Consider the following 17,029-nt stretch of genomic DNA (forward strand, 5'->3'; position numbering starts at 1 on the left):
GTCCTACTATCTGGTCCCTCGGTTGGCGAGTTTCTATATTGGCGTGAGGAGGTCGCAATGATCGACGACATCTACAATGCGAGGATCCTGGAATTCGCCGCCAATATCTCGCGGCTCGGCCGGCTCGACCAGCCGGACGCCAGCGCCACCGCGCATTCCAGGCTCTGCGGCTCGACCGTGACCGTGCATCTCAAGATGGATGGCGACGTCGTCAGCGATTTCAGCCATGAGGTGCGCGCCTGCGCGCTGGGCCAGGCTTCGTCCTCGGTTATGGCGCGGCATGTCGTCGGCACCGACGCGCCGACCTTGCGGGCGCTGCGTGAAACCATGCGGAAGATGCTACAGGAGAATGGCGCGCCGCCGGAGGGTCGCTTCGGCGATCTCAAATTCCTGGAACCGGTGCGCGACTACAGGGCCCGCCACGCCTCGACCCTCTTGACCTTCGACGCGGTCGTCGATGCGATCGGCCAGATCGAGGCGAAGCGGCAAGCGCTTGAAATGACGAGCGGTTAGTCGAGCCGCCGGAGGGTGGCAGGGAGATGCGCCATGCGGATGCAGGATTCTTTTCGGATTGCACGGGGGGCGGCGGTTTGCTTCCTCGCCCTGGCGGCAGGCACCAGCGCGGCCTTCGCTCTTTCCAACGATGCCCAGGCCATCGTCGACCGGGTCAAGGCGACGACGCCCCAATTGCATCCGGTCTGTTCCGACCGGGGCAAGCTCACCCAGGTGGTGACGGCGGCGACGATCGCGCTGGCCGAGGCCAAGAAGATCAATGGCGACCACACGGTCGCCCGGGCTGCGGGCCAGGAGGCCGGACGCTATCTGTACTTCCACTGCCCATCGTGACGGCTGCCGGCATGAAGCGGCACCTCTCGAGTCCTCCGCCGGCCGGGCAGGGGGCGATTTTTCGCCCGCGCGCTGGCCGGGGTTGTTCGGCATCGGGCTGATCCGCGTCTACAAGCTGACGCTCTCGCCCTTCATCGGCCAGAACTGTCGCTATCTGCCAACCTGCTCCAGCTATGGCGAGGAATGCATCCGCCGCTACGGGCTCTGGGCCGGAGGCTGGATGACGCTGGCGCGCTTCCAGCGCTGCGGTCCTTTCGGCGCCTCCGGCTACGACCCGGTGCCGGAACAATTGCCGCCCGGGGGCCGCTGGTACCGGCCCTGGGCCTATGGCCGATGGACGGGCAAGCACATCGACCCAAAGACGCGGCTCGACCTCTAGCCGCCGAAATAGCTCGGCCGGTCGAGATCGGCGCATTTTGGCTGGACACGCCAGCTGGACTATCCATCAATGAGTGGGCCTCAAGTTTTACGGGTCGTCCAGATGGATCCTCTCAGCGACATCATCACGCTTCTGCGCCCTACCACCGCAATCTCCAAGCCGATTACGGGGCGCGGCCGGTGGGGCGTTCGATACGCGGCCCATGACGCTCCCGGCTTCACGATCGTTCTCGAGGGCGATTGCTGGATCACCTTCGAAGGGAGCGAGCCCCTCCGGCTGGCGAAGGGCGACTTCATACTCATTCCCACCACGCCAGCCTTCTCCCTCAGCAGCGATGTGGGCATCCAGGGTGATCTGCGTGATCCTACGGACGTGGCCGTCCGCCATGGTGATCCGGATGGTGATCCTGATTTTGTCTCCCTCGGCGGAACGTTCTGCGTCGAGCCTGTCAATTCCGCTCTGTTGCTGATGCTGCTTCCAAGACTTGTACATATTCCTGCAAGAGAGGGGCGAACGGGTCGCATCGGCACGGTCATCCACTTGATCCAGGAGGAATGCCTGCGGGATGATCCTGGCAAGGAAATGATGCTGCAACGCCTGCTTGAGGTCCTGCTGCTGGAGGCGCTGCGTCGGCACGGCGTCGCCTCCGATGCCGCAGGCTTGCTGAGCGGAATGCGGGATCCGTTCCTCTCGCGCGTCCTGCGCGCCATGCATGCGGATGTCCGGGCCAACTGGACGGTTGAGGGTCTGGCGAGGCTCGCGGGACTGTCCCGGTCAGCGTTCGCGGCCCGCTTTGCGATGATCCTCGGATGTGGCCCGATCGAATATCTGGCGCGATGGCGGATGTCGCTTGCCAAGGATGCCCTGATCCACGGCGCCAAGACGCTCGACACGATAGCCGACGAGATCGGCTACGAGTCGGCAAGCGCTTTCAGCACTGCCTTCCGAAAGCGCGTCGGCTGTGCGCCGGGCCGGTTTTCTCGAACTGCCGGAGCCCTCGCGCCGCCGGGCGATTTGGACAGTTGGTAATAAAAATCGGACTTAATATTATGTTTCGTCCGGATGGGCTGGGCTAAAAGACGACCTGCAGACGCGATGGAGGTTGTCATGAAGACCATTTTGATTACGGGCAGTTCGTCCGGCTACGGCCTGGAAACGGCACGCCATTTTCTTGCCAGAGGCTGGCACGTCATCGCCACGATGCGGAAGCCGCGCTCCGATATTCTTCCGCCTTCCAGCGCCCTGCGGATCCTGCCGCTCGATGTTACGAGCGAGCAGAGCATTCGCGTGGCGGTCGAAGCGGCGGGGCCGATCGATGTCCTCGTGAACAATGCCGGCATCGGGGTGGTGGGCGCCTTCGAGGCAACGCCGATGTCTCACATCCGCGATGTATTCGAAACCAATACGCTGGGCACGATGGCGACGGCACAGGCCGTCATTCCGCAAATGCGCGAGCGCCGATCTGGGGCGATCATCAACGTAACCTCAAGCGTCACGCTGGCCGCGATGCCGCTCGCGGCGGCCTACACCGCCAGCAAGCAGGCAATCGAGGGGTTCACCGGTTCGCTGGCGCATGAACTCGCCTATTTCGGCGTTCGTGCCAAGCTGGTCGAGCCTGGCTATGCGCCGACGACGCGCTTTGCCGCGAACAGTTCGCTCCGCATCGCCGACCTGATCCCCGAAGACTATGCCGGCTTCGCGGGTCCGATCTTCGAGGGCTTTGCCAAGCCGGCTCTGACGACGCGGGAAAGCGACGTCGCCGAGGCCGTCTGGGCGGCAGTGCATGACATGACGGGCCGGCTCCATTTTCCGGCAGGCGCCGATGCGGTCGCCCTCGCGGGCGCCGCCTAGCGTCGGTGACAAATCCGATCGGCGATCAACTGGCCTCGGCAGATTCGGAATAGGGCAGCGAGGCGGCCAGGATCCAGGCCTGGAACGCCCGCATCGCGGGCGTGGGCGCGGAGGATTTCAGCCAGGTCAGCCAGTAGCAGCCATGGGTGACAAAGGTCTGGAACGGTTGCTGGATGGCGCCTGCGGCCAACTGGCGCTGGAACATCAGCGGCGGCGCCAGCGCCACGCCGGCGCCGAGGATGGCGGCCTCCACCATCGTGCGCGACGAGTCGAAGATCGGCCCCTTCACGGTCGGCGCCGCGATGCCGGCGGCGGCGAACCAGCTTGGCCATTCGTCGGCCCGGTAGGAGCGGAGCAGCGTTTCGCCATGCAGATCCTGCGGCTGCGCCAGCCGCTCGGCGATCTCGGGGATGCAGAGGACCGACAGAGGAGCGGCGAACAACCGCTCGGCCTCTGTGCTGTGCCAGGCTCCGTCGCCAAAGCGGATGGCGAAATCGAGCCCCTCGGCGGCGATATCGACGCGGTTGTTGTTGGTGGAAAGGCGAAGGTCGATGAACGGGTGCGCGCGCTGGAACGCGGGCAGCCGCTCGATCAGCCACCCCACCGCGAAGGTGCCGACCACGCCGACATTGAGCACCTCGCGGACATGGCCGCCTTCGAACTGCTCCAGCACGCCCGCGATGCGGTCGAAGGAATCCCGCAGCGCCGGCAGAAGTGCCTGACCTTCATCGGTCAGCGCCAGTCCGCGCGGCAGGCGGCGGAACAAAGTCGAGCCGAGGCGTTCTTCCAGCGACTTGACCTGGTGACTGACGGCGGCCTGCGTCACCGCCAGTTCGATCGCCGCGCGTGTGAAGCTCAGGTGGCGGGCGGAGGCCTCGAAGGCCCTGAGCGCGTTCAGAGGCAAATGCGGGCGAACCATTTGATCCCCTAGATATTCTCATGGCTTTCCAGAGTTATCATCGTTTGTCGTGCTTTGGCGAGTGACCTACCAAGGGGCATCCCAAGCAACGGAGATGGTGCGAATGATCGACAGGCGGCAGTTTTCCAAGGGTTTTGCGCTGGCGGCGGGAGCAGCCCTTTTGGGCGGTCCCGGCTTCGCCACCGCGGCGCTGGCATCAGAGAAATTCGTGTCCACGGTGTTGGTCGACGTCGAGAGCGGCGCCGCGATCCATCGCGAAGGCTCGGCGGAACGTCGTTTCGCGCCCTGTTCGACCTTCAAATTCCCGCTGGCGGTGATGGGCTTCGATTCCGGCGTGCTGACCGATCCGCACCATCCGAGATGGGAGTACCGGCCAGAATTCCAGACCACGATGGAACAGCAGAAGAAGGCGACCGACCCGACGATCTGGCTTCGGGATTCGATCGTCTGGTATTCGCAGGAACTGACCCGCAAGCTCGGCGAGGCGCGCTTCCGCGACTACGTCGCCCGCTTCGGCTATGGCAATGAGGACGTTTCCGGCAATCCCGGCAAGAAGGATGGCTTGACCCAGTCCTGGCTGATGTCGTCGCTGGCGATCTCGCCGGACGAGCAGGTCGCCTTCGTGCGCCGCTTCCTCGATCGCAAGCTCGGCGTCTCCGACCATGCCTATGAGGCGACGCTGGCAAGCCTGGCGCAGTATCCGGCCGAAGGTGGCTGGACGCTGCATGGCAAGACGGGCAGTGGCTTCCTGCGCGACGCGAAGGGCGCGATCGATCGCAGCAAGCCGCTCGGCTGGTTCGTCGGCTGGGGAGAGAAGGACGGCCGCAGGATCGCCTTCGCGCGCTTCAATCTCGGCAATGAACGGTCCAAGACCTATGGCGGCATGATCGCCCGCGACGCGATGGTGAAGGATTTCGCCAGGCTGGCCGCGGGCTGAAGAGGGCCAGGATCGGCGGGAAGCGGAATAGCCGCTGGATTTCCGGCGGTTTCCGTCACATTTGGGCAGGGCGTCTTGAATGGCGTCCTGCCATCGTATAGCCGTCTCGCACCGGCATTGTCGGCCGGTGGCGGGGTTCCGGATCTCGCCTTCTTTCAGCCCAACCGCTTACCCGCGTTCGTCTGCGGGAGTGAGCAGGAGACAGATATGATCAATCTGACATTTCCCGATGGTTCCGTTCGCCAGTTCGAAGCCGGTGTGACCGGCAAGGCGATCGCCGAAGGCATTTCCAAGTCGCTCGCCAAGAAGTCGGTCGCCATGACCCTCGACGGCGTGCTCTCCGACCTCTCCGACCCGATCACCCGCGACGCCAGGCTTGAGATCGTGACGCGCGATGACCCGCGCGCGCTCGAGCTGATCCGCCATGACGCGGCGCATGTGATGGCCGAGGCCGTGCAGGAGCTGTTCCCCGGCACCCAGTGCACCATCGGCCCGGTTATCGAGAACGGCTTCTTCTACGATTTCGCCCGCAACGAGCCCTTCACGACCGAGGACCTGCCGAAGATCGAGCAGAAGATGCGCGAAATCATTTCGCGAAATGCTCACTTCACCAAGCAGGTCTGGTCGCGCGATTACGCCAAGAAGGTCTTTTCCGACAAGGGCGAGGCCTACAAGGTCGAACTGATCGACGCGATCCCCGAAGGGCAGGATCTCAAGATCTACAACCAGGGCGACTGGTTCGATCTCTGCCGCGGCCCGCACATGGCCTCGACGGGCCAGATCGGCTCCGCCTTCAAGCTGATGAAGGTGGCCGGCGCCTATTGGCGCGGCGACAGCAACAACCCGATGCTGACGCGCATCTATGGCACCGCCTGGCATGACCAGGTCCAGCTCGACGCCTATCTCCACATGCTGGAAGAGGCGGAGAAGCGCGACCACCGCAAGCTCGGCCGCGAGATGGATCTGTTCCATTTCCAGGAAGAGGGCCCGGGCGTCGTCTTCTGGCACGCCAAGGGCTGGACCATGTTCCAGGAGCTGATCTCCTACATGCGCCGCCGGCTGCGCCCGCTTGGTTACCAGGAGGTTAACGCGCCGCAGCTGCTCGACAAGTCACTCTGGGAAACGTCGGGCCACTGGGGCTGGTACAAGGAGAACATGTTCGCGGCGACCTCGGCAGGCGACGACACCGAGGACGAGCGCGTCTTCGCGTTGAAGCCGATGAACTGCCCCGGCCATGTGCAGATCTTCAAGCACGGCCTGAAGTCCTATCGCGACCTGCCGCTGCGCCTTGCCGAGTTCGGCGCGGTGCATCGCTACGAGCCCTCCGGCGCGCTGCATGGACTGATGCGGGTTCGCGGGTTTACGCAGGACGACGCGCATATCTTCTGCACCGAAGAGCAGATGGCCGAAGAGTGCCTGAAGATCAACGACCTGATCCTCTCGACCTATGCCGATTTCGGCTTCGACGAGATCGTCGTGAAGCTTTCGACGCGTCCGGAAAAGCGCGTCGGCTCGGATGAGAACTGGGATCATGCCGAAGAGGTCATGACCAAGGTTCTGAAGACGATCGAGGAACAGTCGGGCGGCAAGATCAAGACCGGCATCCTCGAGGGCGAGGGCGCGTTCTACGGTCCGAAGTTCGAATATACGCTTCGCGACGCGATCGGCCGGGAATGGCAGTGCGGCACGACGCAGGTCGACTTCAACCTGCCGGAACGCTTCGGCGCCTTCTATGTCGATTCCGACAGCAACAAGAAGACGCCGGTGATGATCCACCGCGCCATCTGCGGCTCGATGGAACGCTTCCTCGGCATCCTGATCGAGAATTTCGCCGGTCACTTCCCGCTCTGGTTCGCGCCGCAGCAGGTCGTCGTCACGACGATTACCTCGGATTCGGATGCCTATGCGGAGGAGGTCTGCGCCAAGCTTCGCAAGGCAGGTCTTCGCGCCGAGGTTGATCTTCGCAATGAGAAGATCAACTACAAGGTCCGCGAGCATTCGGTCGCCAAGATCCCGGTGATCCTGGTCTGCGGCAAGCGCGAGGCGGAAGAGCAGACGGTGAACGTGCGTCGCATCGGTTCGCGCGACCAGGTGTCGATGTCGCTGGACGAGGCGATCGCGTCGCTGGTGGCGGAGGCGACGGCGCCGGATCTGGTGCGGGCTCGCGCCGAGGCCTGACCGGTCTTCGCCTTGTTGTCGATATAGAAGAACGGCCGGGGTTTCCCCCGGCCGTTTTTGCTTGCCGTCCCTGATCCAGGTCTGCAAGCGCGCAGGAACCTGTTACGGGCCCCAAGAGAAGCTGAGACCGCCGGTGCCGGCCGTGCTGCCCTGCGACGAGCCGCCCGAGGTTCCGCCGCCGCCATGGCCACCGAAGAAGCCGGAGCCGCCGCCACCGCCATGATAGTCGCTGCCAGCGCTGCCCGACGAGCCGCCAATGCCGCCGGCGACGCCGAGCGAACCCCAGCTGTTGCTCGAGGATGCGGTCGTGGTGGTGGAGTAGCTGTCGGACGAGCTCGTGCTGGCACCGGTGCCGCCGCCGCCGCCGCTGACGAGACCACCCGAGCCGCTGCCGCTGCCAGTCGACGACGTCGAGGACGTGCCGCCTGCCGTCTGCGTGGCGGAGCTGGATGCCTGCCCGGCCATGGCCGAAGCGGACGCAATTACGAACAATGCGGAAGTAGCAACACCGATGAGAATATTACGGTATGAGGACATAGTGTAACTCCCTTGGTTTAATGCAACATTTCACTTCTTGTTCTGGCTTCCCGCGCACTAAGCGCAAGTCGCACTTCCTATTATAATGAATAATCAGGTTATTGAAAATAAAGTCTGTTGATATTTCCGTGATGCGCAATTCATGTGTCGATTTATATTTATGCAGAGATCTATTTTCTGAACTCGCAATAGTATTGCCATTGCTTTCTTTGATTCCAGGTCCTGGGTTTGAAATTCGCGCAATTGATGTCGGAGGACCCGCCACCGCCGCCAAACAGGCGTGCAAGAAAGCCGTTGGGATTGGGCGTCGGCCCGGGTCCTGGGTCAGGCCCCGGGCCCGGACCGGGGTCGCCTCCCGGGCCTTGCGTATAGGCCCATGCGAATGTCCCGACCTTGGCCGTTTGCGTCGCTGTCGCCGAGCCACCGTCCCAGCCATTTCCGGTCGAGTTGGAGCCGCCATAGGCGAGGCCCTGGGCGGTGCCGGTGCCGGAGGTGGAGGCGTTCGCGTTGCTGGTTGAATTGCCGTTGGCGCCGGCGCTGGCCGATCCGCTGCCACCGCCGCCATTCGAGCTGCCGCTCGAGGTGTTGGAGGCACTGGCCGAGCCGGACGGACCGGATGAGGAAGCGCTCGAATGGCTACCGCTGCTGCTGGAAGCAGAGCCGGCTGCAATCGAAACATCGCTGAAGGCGAACAACGAAAGAAGGGCAGCAGAGCTTACGAGCGATAGTCTGGTGATGGAACCGGAACGCATGATCAAAACTCCCCTAATCGTTCCCATCGAGGAACGGCAATGAATTTGGACGATCGTGTGCAGGTCAGCCGAACCGTTGCCTGGAACGGACGGATGTCAGGGCTGGGCGGTATCGCAGCGGTACTGCCACTGCCTGAGGTCGCCATTCTCCCGCCTCCACTCGACGACCATGCAGCTTGTAATGTCGCCGGATCGAGTGGTCGTGATGGTCATGCCGTGGTCGCCATTGCTCTGGGTCCAGGCCGAGGCGCTGCTCTGAGTGGTCGACCCCGCTCCCGGAGGCAGCGTCTCCGCGCCGTGCAGCCAGGACGTCGGATCGTCGGCAAGGCCTCGGTTGCTGGCGCCGGCGCTTGCGACGCCGAGGGCCAGAAGGCCGGTGGCGAGACCGATCGAGAGGCGGGAGATCGAGCGCTTATTGACGATGCTACTCATGATGGAACTCCATCCGTTTTCTTGTTCTTGGCGGTGCGCCCTAGCGGTTGCGGAAGGATTGGCAGAAGAGGGTCTTCTGCTTCTGGCTCCACACGCAGTTGGCAACGCCCTTGTCTCCGCCGAGGCTCGCGATGCGGACGCTCTTCAGGCCGCTCGTGCTCTTTCCGAAATTGGCGCTGGCGTAGGAACTGCTCTGGGCGCTCGACACGCCATTGGGGGTCTTGCCCTTGGCGGACGCGGTTGCCCGGGCCCATGCCGTCGCACTCGTCTTGTTGGCCTGGGCGAAGGCCGTGGCCGCCGCCTTGGCCGCCGAATAGACGTCCTTGGCGGTGAACGCGCTGCCCGAGGCGAAGGTGCTCGACATCGCGGTGGCGCTGACCCGGTTCGAGATGGCGATCGAATAGGTGCCAGTGTCGGTATAGGCGATCGACATCGACCCGCCGCCGCGCAGCTTCCGGTTCACGACCGTGCCGCCGTTCGCCGACGTCTTGTTGTTCTTGCCGCCAATGGCGGTGGCGCTGGTTTCCGTGCCCGCGGCGGTATAGGCCGTCGGGGTTTCACCGGCGGTCGCGACAGCGGTGACGGTTGTTCCGGCCGTCGCCGAGGTGTCGTCCGTGGGGGTCGTTGCCGTGGCGCCTGCCGAACCGGTCGCGGAGGACCAAGCCTGCATCGTGCCGCCTTCATTGGAGACGCCAGCGGTGGCGCTGGTGCCGGCCCCGGCACTCGTGGCGGAGCCGCCTTCCGACTGGGAGGTCTGGGCGCCGCTGCTGCTGGTGCTGGAGGAGGAACCGCCTCCACCGTCATCGGAAGTTCCGGTGCTGGCGGCACTTGGGGAACTGCTGTGGCCGCTGTGACCGGAACGTGGGCCCGCGAAAGCTAGCGATGGGGCGACGACCAGCAGAACCGTTGCGAGGGCAATAAACCGCGATGTCTGCCCAACAATATGGGCAAACGCGTCCATTCGCCGAAACATGATATGAACCCCTTAGCCAAAATTCAAAATACAAAAGCGATCGAGCGAAGTTCCCTGCCAGATACTCGCTCTACAGCCCGCAAAGTTACTGCATATCTATCTCGTATTGAAGGGCATGGCGGCTGCGACAATGCTCAAGTATTCATTGAAAACTGGTGCATCTCGCTGGGTCAGGTAAAGAACTGGTCTGGATGGATGGGTGAAGAATCCCGGGCCGGGTACTGGATTAGTTATGCGCCTTGACCGGATTCTCCATTCGGCGGCGGGCAGACGGCGGGACGGAAACTATCGATTGTTTCAAATTTCGTTGGTTCGCCAAATCGGCGGGCGGTCGGCTCTGAAAAGAATTATGTCTAGATTGTGGCGGCTTATTCGTCTGACGAAATGACACCCGATAGAGCGCTATGGTTGCGCTGGTGTGTAACGAAGTTGTGAGGAGGTGAGAGACCGCCGGCAAATTCGACGGTCGCTTTACTTCCAGGATCGGAACAACTGGCGTCTCAGGCGCTTGCCGGAATCCCGGTGCACAGAAAACGCGTGTTTCGCTGGCGATAAGATTGTGAACGAGATCACAGCATGGTGACGCTACGGCATGTCGGGCGAAAGTAAATCCGAAGACTTGAAGGTAAAGCGAGGCGATGAAGGTCCGGGATCGCCGGGGGATGCGCAAGCCGATGGCGGCCGCTCTGTGAAGCCGAGTCGCTCCAGACCAGCGGACCCAATCCCGAAGCGAGCCGCCGGCCTATTTTGCCAGGACTTCGATTTCGCGGTTGAGACCGGGCTCGACCTTGAAATTCCGCTCGTGGATCTGGTTGTCGTGCTTGGCGATCGCCGTATAGTCGCCGATGGCCAGGATCACGTTGGGGAAGGCGCCGGCGCTGTCGAATACGGTCTCTCCGGCAGGGGTCATCACCGTCCAGGAGGTGTTGGCGAGAGCCTCGCCGCCACTCTCCGATACCAGCTTCAGCGTGATGCGCGCAGCCTGGTGGAACATACGCACTTCGGTCAGCTTGCCGGCCTCGACAACGATATCTGCGCGGGCAATCGCGTTGGCGTCGCCATAGCGGCTGACGATGTGGTAGGTGCCGGCATTGAGGCGGACGATCTGGTCGTCGCGCAAGGCGGGCACGAGCGGGCTGCGCTCCTCGCCCCCGGCACCATCACCCGGAAAGATGTCGAACTTGACCAGATTGGGTAGGGGCGCCAGGTCCTTGCCGACCAAGGCGTCGAGCTTGAGCCCCCCCGCATTGAGGACGAGAGTCTCGTATTCGTCACCGCCGGCGACGTTGATCTGCTTCATGCCGCCGGCGCGCCCATAGGCGGCGTGCACGACATAGTTGCCAGGCTTCAGCGGCATGGTGACCGCGCCGCCCTCGACCTCGCGGATGAGCGGCAGCTTGCCGTCCTTGCCGGGCGTCTTCGAGAAGACGCGCCAGACCACACCCTTCGGAATGGTGGGGCCGCCATCGAGCAGCTTGGCTTCCAGCATCAGGCCGGGCTGTGGCCGGCTCTCGGTCGCGCGCTGGTTGGTCAGGTCGCCCTTGCCGGTCTTGAGCAGCGCGGCGGGATCGATCCTGTCGGGCAGCAAGGGCGCCAGCAGCAGCGGATCCGCGGGCGCGGCGCCATCGGGAATGTCGGCGGGCGGAATCGGCGGCGCATCCTGGGCCAAGGCGGATGTGGCGGACAGCGCAAGGGCGAACGCGGCCGCGGTGCCAGCCATCCGGGCCTGCCGCAGCATCCAGTGTGAAGCGTTCGCGCGCAAATCCAGATCCCCGTCTCGAACGATCGTGTCGGTGGATCGTTAGAGCCCGATCAGCATGGCGATTTCAAGACCGGGGGCGGCGAAAGCTGCGCCACGGCAGGGGAAACCGGGCCGTCACGCCGCGGGGGCGGGGGTTGTATTGAGGGCGGATTCATCCGATGTCTGGGGCAGCCAGACGCGCCTTGCCCGCGGCAAGCCGCCCGCCATTCCCTGTCCTTCCTGTTCGCGGTCCCCATGACAGATACCCTCTCGCTTCTGAAGACTCGTCGCTCGTTCCCGTCCATGAACCTCGTCGAGCCCGGCCCGACGCCGGAGCAACTGACCGAACTGCTGACCATTGCCAGCCGCGTCCCCGATCACGGCAAGCTGGCGCCTTGGCGCTTCATCCTGTTCCGCGGCGATGCGCGCGCCGAGGCAGGCGAGGCGACGGCGGCGGTTCTAAAAAACAATCGGCCCGACATCGACGACAAGTCGCTGGCGCATGAGAAGAACCGCTTCCTGCGTTCGCCGCTTGTGGTCGCCGTGGTCAGCCGCGCCGCGCCGCATGCCAAGATTCCCGAATGGGAACAGCTGATGTCGGCCGGCGCCGTGGCGATGAACCTGATCGTCGCCGCCAATGCGATGGGATTCGCCACCCAGTGGCTGACCGAATGGGTCACCTATGACGCCGAAGCGCGCCGCGTGATGGGGCTTGCCGAGACCGAGAAGCTGGTTGGGCTCGTCTATGTCGGCACGCCGAACACCGAGCCCTTCGAACGCCCGCGCCCGGCGCTCGCCGATATCGTCAGCGAGTGGACGCCTCCGGCAGTCTGATCCCAGGCAAGACCCTCACCCAACCCTCTCCCGCCTGCGGGCAAGGGCTTTTCCGCCGAGGTGGCGTCGATGGCGAGGCGGAGCTCGATTCGCCTGTCTCGCGCCGGCGGGAGAGGCTGGGGTGAGGGCGCAGACCAAGGCTTCGGCCTCAGTACCGGAACTGCTCCGCCAGGATGCGGTCGTCCCAGCTATGGCCGGGGTCGAACAGGATCAGGCTCTTGGCGCGGCGGTCCTGCTTGATGGCGATCTTGAGGACGGACTTGATCTCGGTGTGGTCGGCGACGGCATTTACCGGTCGCTTCTCCGGCTCCAGCACTTCGATCGAGACGGTGACGCGGTCGGGAATCAACGCGCCGCGCCAGTGGCGGGGGCGGAATGCGCTGATCGGCGTCAACGCCAGCAGCGGCGCATGGATCGGCAGGATCGGCCCGTGCGCCGACAGGTTGTAGGCGGTCGAGCCGGCCGGGGTCGAAACCAGCACGCCGTCGCCGATCAACTCCTCGAGCCGGACCTGCTGGTCGATCGAGATGCGCAATTTCGCGGTCTGGTAGGACTGGCGAAACAGCGAGACCTCGTTGATGGCGTAGGCGCGGTGCTCGTTGCCACTGGCGTCCTGCGCATCCATGCGTAGCGGATGCAGTTCCGAGGGAACGGCGGCGGCGATCCGTTCGCGGAGGTGATCCTCGCGAAACTCGTTCATCAGGAAACCGACCGAGCCGCGATTCATGCCGTAGATCGGCTTGCCGGAATTCATGAAGCGGTGCAGCGTCTGCAGCATGAAGCCGTCGCCGCCCAGCGCCACGATGATATCGGCCGCCTCCGGGTCGACCGCGTCATAGCGGGTCGACAGCCGCGCATGCGCTTCGGTCGCGTCCGGGGTCGGGCTGGCGATGAAGGCGATCGCCCCTTGCCGCGCTGGTTCGATCGCCATGATTTCCTCCCGGGTGCGACGAGGGTCGCGCCCGCACTGCCTGTTGGACGGGCCCTACCATGCAGCCCGCATCTTGCCAAACCGTTGAGGCGGCGGCTGCGTCAGACGATGCTGACTTCCAGCTCGCCGAGCCCCTCGATCGCGCCGACGACGACATCGCCGCGCTTCAGCTCGCCGACGCCGGCCGGCGTGCCGGTGAAGATCAGGTCGCCCGGCGCGAGCACGAACCAGCGCGACAGATGGGCGATGATTTCCGGCACGGACCAGATCATGTCGGCGAGGTCGCCATCCTGGCGCGGCGCGCCGCTGACCGTGGCTGTCAACCGGCCGGATTTCGGATGGCCGAGGATGGAGGCCGGCACGATGGCGCCGATCGGCGCGGAGTGCGCGAACGCCTTGGCGGTGGCCCAGGGGCGGGCTGCCTTCTTGGCTTCCGCCTGCACGTCGCGGCGGGTCAGGTCGAGGCCGATCGCATAGCCATAGACATGCGAGAGCGCGTCCTCGGCCGCGATGTTGCTGCCGCCTTCGGCGAGCGCCACCACCAGTTCCACCTCGTGATGCAGGTCGCTGGTCTCGGGCGGGTAGGGCACCGGCGTGCCCGGCGCGACGAGATCGTCAGGGTTTTTCTGGAAGAAGAAGGGCGGCTCGCGGTCGTCATGGCCCATCTCGCGTGCGTGCGCCGCATAGTTGCGGCCGACGCAATAGACCCGGTGGACCGGGAAGCGGGCGGTCGAATCGCGCACCTCGACGGACACACGCGGCGGCGGGGGGGCGACATAGCTCGGTTCGGTCATGACGATTTCCTGCGGGCGAGGGGCGCACTGTGTCCCGAGCCCGTGGCGCGGCGCAAGGGTTTCGGGGTTTTCCTTCATGCGACGCAGTTGTCAGTTGCAGCGCGGCGGCTCGGACGCTAGTGCTGCCGGCCTGCGGAGCCCGGCGCCGCTGCATCCAGATGAGGCCAGTACACCATGTCCGTTGATCCCGCGCGTTTCGTGCTCACCCTGTCGTGCGGCGACCGTCGAGGTATTGTCGCGGCCGTGGCCAACTGCATCGCGTCGCAGGGCTGCAACATCGTAGAGAGCGCCCAGTATGGCGACCCGGACAGCGGCCGCTTCTTCATGCGCGTCTCCTTCTCCGGCCTGGCCGATACCTCGGTCGAGAGCTTTTCGCGCGGCTTCGAGCCGGTGGCGACGGCCTATGACCTGGACTGGAAGCTGCATGACCTCCTGGTCAAGCCGCGTGTCATGATCCTCGTCTCCAAGATGGGGCACTGCCTGAACGATCTGCTCTATCGCAACTCGATCGGCCAGATCCCGATGGATCTCGTCTCCGTGGTGTCGAACCACGAGACCATGCGTCGCCGGGTCGAGGGCGAGGGCCTGCCCTATCACTACATTCCGATGGACGGCCGCACCAAGGCCGAGCAGGAAGGCGAGATCCTCGCCCTGATCGACGAGCAGAAGATCGATCTCGTCGTGCTCGCGCGCTACATGCAGGTTTTGTCCGACGACATGTCGGCCCGTCTCGCCGGCCGCGTCATCAACATCCATCACTCCTTCCTGCCGAGCTTCAAGGGCGCCAAGCCTTATCACCGCGCGCATGAGCGCGGCGTCAAGCTGATCGGCGCGACGGCGCATTACGTCACCGCCGAACTCGACGAAGGCCCGATCATCGAACAGGATGTCGGCCGCGTCGATCATTCCATGTCGGCGGAGGCGATGGTCGCCATCGGCCGCGATATCGAGAACACAGTGCTGGCCCGCGCGGTCAAGTTCCACATCGAGCATCGGGTCCTTCTCAATGACACACGGACAGTCGTCTTCCGCTGAGGCGAAAGCCACCGTCATAGATGGCAAGGCGGTTGCCGCCGAGATCATCGCCAAGGTCGCGGTCGAGACCGGTCGCCTGATTGCGGCCGGCGGCGTGGCGCCGGGCCTCGCCGTCGTGCTGGTCGGCGACGATGCCGCCAGCCAGGTCTATGTCGGCGCCAAGGGGCGCAAGGCGACCGAGCTGGGCTTCCATTCGGTCCAGCACACGCTGCCGCTCTCGACCAGCGAGGCCGAGGTGCTGGCGATCGTCGGTGAGCTGAATCGCGATCCGGCAATCCACGGCATCCTCGTCCAACTGCCGCTGCCCCGTCACATCGATACGACCAAGGTCATCGAGGCGATCGACCCGGCCAAGGATGTCGACGGCTTCCACCCGATCAATGTCGGCCGGCTCGCGATTGGCGAACGCGACCGCGCGCTGGTCTCCTGCACGCCGGCGGGGTGCCTGCTTCTGATCCAGCGCGTGCTGGGCGATCTCGCCGGCAAGAACGCGCTGGTGATCGGCCGCTCCAACATCGTAGGCAAGCCGATGGCGCAATTGCTGCTGCAGGAAAGCTGCACGGTGACGGTCGCGCATTCGCGCAGTCGGGACCTGCCCGGCCTCGCGCGCCAGGCGGATATCATCGTCGCCGCCGTCGGTCGGCCGGAGATGGTGCGCGGCGACTGGATCAAGCCGGGCGCCGTGATCATCGATGTCGGCATGAACCGCATCCCGGCGCCAGAGCGCGGCCAAGGCAAGACGCGCCTCGTCGGCGACGTCGCCTATGCCGAAGCGGCAGCTGTCGCTTCCGCGATCACGCCGGTGCCGGGCGGCGTCGGCCCGATGACCATCGCGATGCTGATGGCCAACACGCTGACGGCGGCCTGCCGCGCAGCCGGCAAGCCCGAGCCGACGTTTTAGGACTCTTCACCTCTCTCTGAGGGAGAGGTGAAGGGGTACATGCCCCGACCTACCGACCCTGCCGCGCGCGGCGGCGTTCGCGGTGCATGATGTAGAGGCCGCTGGCGATCACGATCGTCGCGCCGAATACCATGATCGGATCGACATGGGTGCCGAACAGCAGCGCGCCATAGAGGATCGCCCACAGGATCATCGAATACTGCATCGGCGCGATCACCGAGGCCGGCGCCAGGGACAGCGATTTCGCCACGAAGAACTGCGCGCTGCCCATCAGCAGGCCGGTGCAGGCGAACAGAGCCATGTCCGGCAGGGTCGGCATGCGGAAGGTGGCGATCATGCCGGGCAGGCCCACCGTGATCAGGCCCGTGACCACCGCCAGCACCATGACGGCATGCTGCTCCTCGCGTGCGATCCGGCGCATCACCAGCACGGTGAAGGAGCCGAGGAACGCGCCCGCCAGCGCGGCCGCATGGCCGGCATTCAGCGTCTCGAAGCCCGGGCGCACCATGATCAGGATGCCGAGGAAGCCGACCAGGACCGCACCCCAGCGATGCAGTCCGACCTTTTCGCCAAGGATCGGGATCGACAGCAGCGTGACGAAGAGCGGCGTGCAGAAGGCGATCGAGTAGCTCTCGGCCAGGGGCAGCCGGGAGAAACTGTAGAATCCGAATACCGTGGCGCTGCCGGCAAGCAGCGCGCGCAGTAGCACCAGCCGCGGATGGCGGACGCGGAGCGCGCGAAACCGGGTCGTGCGCAGGATCATCACCGTCAGCGGGATCAGCGCAAAAAGCGCCTGGGTGACGATGATCTGGAAGACGGAGTAGCGCGCGGTAAGCAGTTTCACCAGCGCGTCGCTGGTGGCGAACATGATGTTGCCCGACAGCGCCATCAGGATGCCGGCGACAACGCGCTCGGCCTGATCATTGGTTGTCTGCAGGACGACGGTCATCGACGCCCGCTCCTGCGAAGCGGGGTAGTCCAGCGTGCGT

The 17,029-nt window shown here is 64.6% G+C and carries 20 protein-coding genes; 12 read left to right on the forward strand and 8 right to left on the reverse strand.

Annotated features, from left to right (window positions below; genetic code table 11):
* Window positions 1-57: 57 nt before the first annotated feature.
* The 5 genes from OSH10_RS21975 (at window position 58) to OSH10_RS21995 (ending at window position 3,076) form a co-directional block, all read left to right on the forward strand.
* Window positions 58-513 carry an iron-sulfur cluster assembly scaffold protein gene (locus tag OSH10_RS21975; RefSeq protein WP_266334745.1) on the forward strand — a complete coding sequence of 152 codons (456 nt, stop codon included), beginning with the start codon at window positions 58-60 and terminating at the stop codon, window positions 511-513.
* Between the two features lie 39 nt (window positions 514-552).
* On the forward strand, window positions 553-846 hold the full coding sequence (locus tag OSH10_RS21980; protein ID WP_266334747.1) for a hypothetical protein: 294 nt from the start codon (window positions 553-555) through the stop codon (window positions 844-846).
* Entirely contained in the window at window positions 773-1,225 is a 453-nt protein-coding gene (gene yidD / locus OSH10_RS21985; RefSeq protein ID WP_407660748.1) for a membrane protein insertion efficiency factor YidD, read from the forward strand. The genes OSH10_RS21980 and yidD overlap by 74 nt, the downstream gene beginning before the upstream one ends.
* Window positions 1,226-1,327: 102 nt before the next feature.
* Window positions 1,328-2,254, forward strand: a complete 927-nt coding sequence (locus OSH10_RS21990) for an AraC family transcriptional regulator (RefSeq protein ID WP_266334751.1) — start codon at window positions 1,328-1,330, stop codon at window positions 2,252-2,254.
* A gap of 78 nt (window positions 2,255-2,332) precedes the next feature.
* The gene (locus OSH10_RS21995; RefSeq protein ID WP_266334753.1) at window positions 2,333-3,076 is read left to right on the forward strand and encodes an SDR family oxidoreductase; all 744 of its coding nucleotides are present in this window, start codon (window positions 2,333-2,335) and stop codon (window positions 3,074-3,076) included.
* 25 nt (window positions 3,077-3,101) lie between these two features.
* Here the strand turns inward: OSH10_RS21995 and OSH10_RS22000 are convergent, their stop codons facing one another.
* Window positions 3,102-3,995: a LysR family transcriptional regulator gene (locus OSH10_RS22000; RefSeq protein ID WP_266334755.1), complete on the reverse strand. Its 894-nt coding sequence runs from the start codon at window positions 3,993-3,995 to the stop codon at window positions 3,102-3,104.
* 103 nt (window positions 3,996-4,098) lie between these two features.
* On the opposite strand from OSH10_RS22000, the gene blaOXA reads away from it, so the two are divergent.
* On the forward strand, window positions 4,099-4,932 hold the full coding sequence (gene blaOXA / locus OSH10_RS22005) for a class D beta-lactamase (RefSeq protein ID WP_266334757.1): 834 nt from the start codon (window positions 4,099-4,101) through the stop codon (window positions 4,930-4,932).
* A 207-nt stretch (window positions 4,933-5,139) separates the two neighbouring features.
* Window positions 5,140-7,110: a threonine--tRNA ligase gene (gene thrS / locus OSH10_RS22010; RefSeq protein WP_266334759.1), complete on the forward strand. Its 1,971-nt coding sequence runs from the start codon at window positions 5,140-5,142 to the stop codon at window positions 7,108-7,110.
* 102 nt (window positions 7,111-7,212) lie between these two features.
* Here the strand turns inward: thrS and OSH10_RS22015 are convergent, their stop codons facing one another.
* Window positions 7,213-7,575 (reverse strand): hypothetical protein, encoded by a 363-nt coding sequence (locus tag OSH10_RS22015; RefSeq protein ID WP_266334761.1) that lies wholly within the window; start codon window positions 7,573-7,575, stop codon window positions 7,213-7,215.
* A gap of 549 nt (window positions 7,576-8,124) precedes the next feature.
* Here OSH10_RS22015 and OSH10_RS22020 point away from each other — a divergent pair.
* On the forward strand, window positions 8,125-8,442 hold the full coding sequence (locus OSH10_RS22020; RefSeq protein WP_266334763.1) for a hypothetical protein: 318 nt from the start codon (window positions 8,125-8,127) through the stop codon (window positions 8,440-8,442).
* Between the two features lie 53 nt (window positions 8,443-8,495).
* Here OSH10_RS22020 and OSH10_RS22025 read toward each other — a convergent pair whose 3' ends face one another.
* Window positions 8,496-8,831 (reverse strand): hypothetical protein, encoded by a 336-nt coding sequence (locus OSH10_RS22025; RefSeq protein WP_266334765.1) that lies wholly within the window; start codon window positions 8,829-8,831, stop codon window positions 8,496-8,498.
* Window positions 8,832-8,871: 40 nt separating this feature from the next.
* Window positions 8,872-9,501, reverse strand: a complete 630-nt coding sequence (locus tag OSH10_RS22030; protein ID WP_266334767.1) for a hypothetical protein — start codon at window positions 9,499-9,501, stop codon at window positions 8,872-8,874.
* A 1-nt stretch (window position 9,502) separates the two neighbouring features.
* Between OSH10_RS22030 and OSH10_RS22035 the strand changes: the two genes are divergently transcribed.
* Window positions 9,503-9,685: a hypothetical protein gene (locus OSH10_RS22035; RefSeq protein WP_266334769.1), complete on the forward strand. Its 183-nt coding sequence runs from the start codon at window positions 9,503-9,505 to the stop codon at window positions 9,683-9,685.
* 861 nt (window positions 9,686-10,546) lie between these two features.
* On the opposite strand, the gene OSH10_RS22040 is transcribed toward OSH10_RS22035, so the two are convergent.
* Entirely contained in the window at window positions 10,547-11,524 is a 978-nt protein-coding gene (locus OSH10_RS22040; protein WP_266334771.1) for a hypothetical protein, read from the reverse strand.
* Between the two features lie 276 nt (window positions 11,525-11,800).
* On the opposite strand from OSH10_RS22040, the gene OSH10_RS22045 reads away from it, so the two are divergent.
* Window positions 11,801-12,379, forward strand: a complete 579-nt coding sequence (locus OSH10_RS22045; protein ID WP_266334773.1) for a nitroreductase family protein — start codon at window positions 11,801-11,803, stop codon at window positions 12,377-12,379.
* A 148-nt stretch (window positions 12,380-12,527) separates the two neighbouring features.
* On the opposite strand, the gene OSH10_RS22050 is transcribed toward OSH10_RS22045, so the two are convergent.
* Together OSH10_RS22050 and OSH10_RS22055 are read right to left on the reverse strand one after the other, a co-directional pair.
* Window positions 12,528-13,310, reverse strand: a complete 783-nt coding sequence (locus tag OSH10_RS22050; RefSeq protein WP_266334775.1) for an NAD kinase — start codon at window positions 13,308-13,310, stop codon at window positions 12,528-12,530.
* Window positions 13,311-13,411: 101 nt separating this feature from the next.
* A complete protein-coding gene (locus tag OSH10_RS22055) occupies window positions 13,412-14,104 on the reverse strand; it encodes a fumarylacetoacetate hydrolase family protein (RefSeq protein ID WP_266334777.1) in 693 nt (230 codons plus the stop codon).
* A 174-nt stretch (window positions 14,105-14,278) separates the two neighbouring features.
* On the opposite strand from OSH10_RS22055, the gene purU reads away from it, so the two are divergent.
* On the forward strand, window positions 14,279-15,139 hold the full coding sequence (purU, locus tag OSH10_RS22060; protein WP_266334779.1) for a formyltetrahydrofolate deformylase: 861 nt from the start codon (window positions 14,279-14,281) through the stop codon (window positions 15,137-15,139).
* Complete coding sequence (folD, locus tag OSH10_RS22065; protein WP_266334781.1) at window positions 15,111-16,040, forward strand: bifunctional methylenetetrahydrofolate dehydrogenase/methenyltetrahydrofolate cyclohydrolase FolD; 930 nt, start codon at window positions 15,111-15,113, stop codon at window positions 16,038-16,040. The genes purU and folD overlap by 29 nt, the downstream gene beginning before the upstream one ends.
* A 49-nt stretch (window positions 16,041-16,089) precedes the next feature.
* Here the strand turns inward: folD and OSH10_RS22070 are convergent, their stop codons facing one another.
* Window positions 16,090-16,989 (reverse strand): DMT family transporter, encoded by a 900-nt coding sequence (locus OSH10_RS22070; protein ID WP_266334783.1) that lies wholly within the window; start codon window positions 16,987-16,989, stop codon window positions 16,090-16,092.
* Window positions 16,990-17,029 lie beyond the last annotated feature (40 nt).

The organism is Kaistia defluvii (genome assembly GCF_026343955.1).
In the GTDB taxonomy this organism is placed as follows: Bacteria; Pseudomonadota; Alphaproteobacteria; order Rhizobiales; family Kaistiaceae; genus Kaistia; species Kaistia defluvii.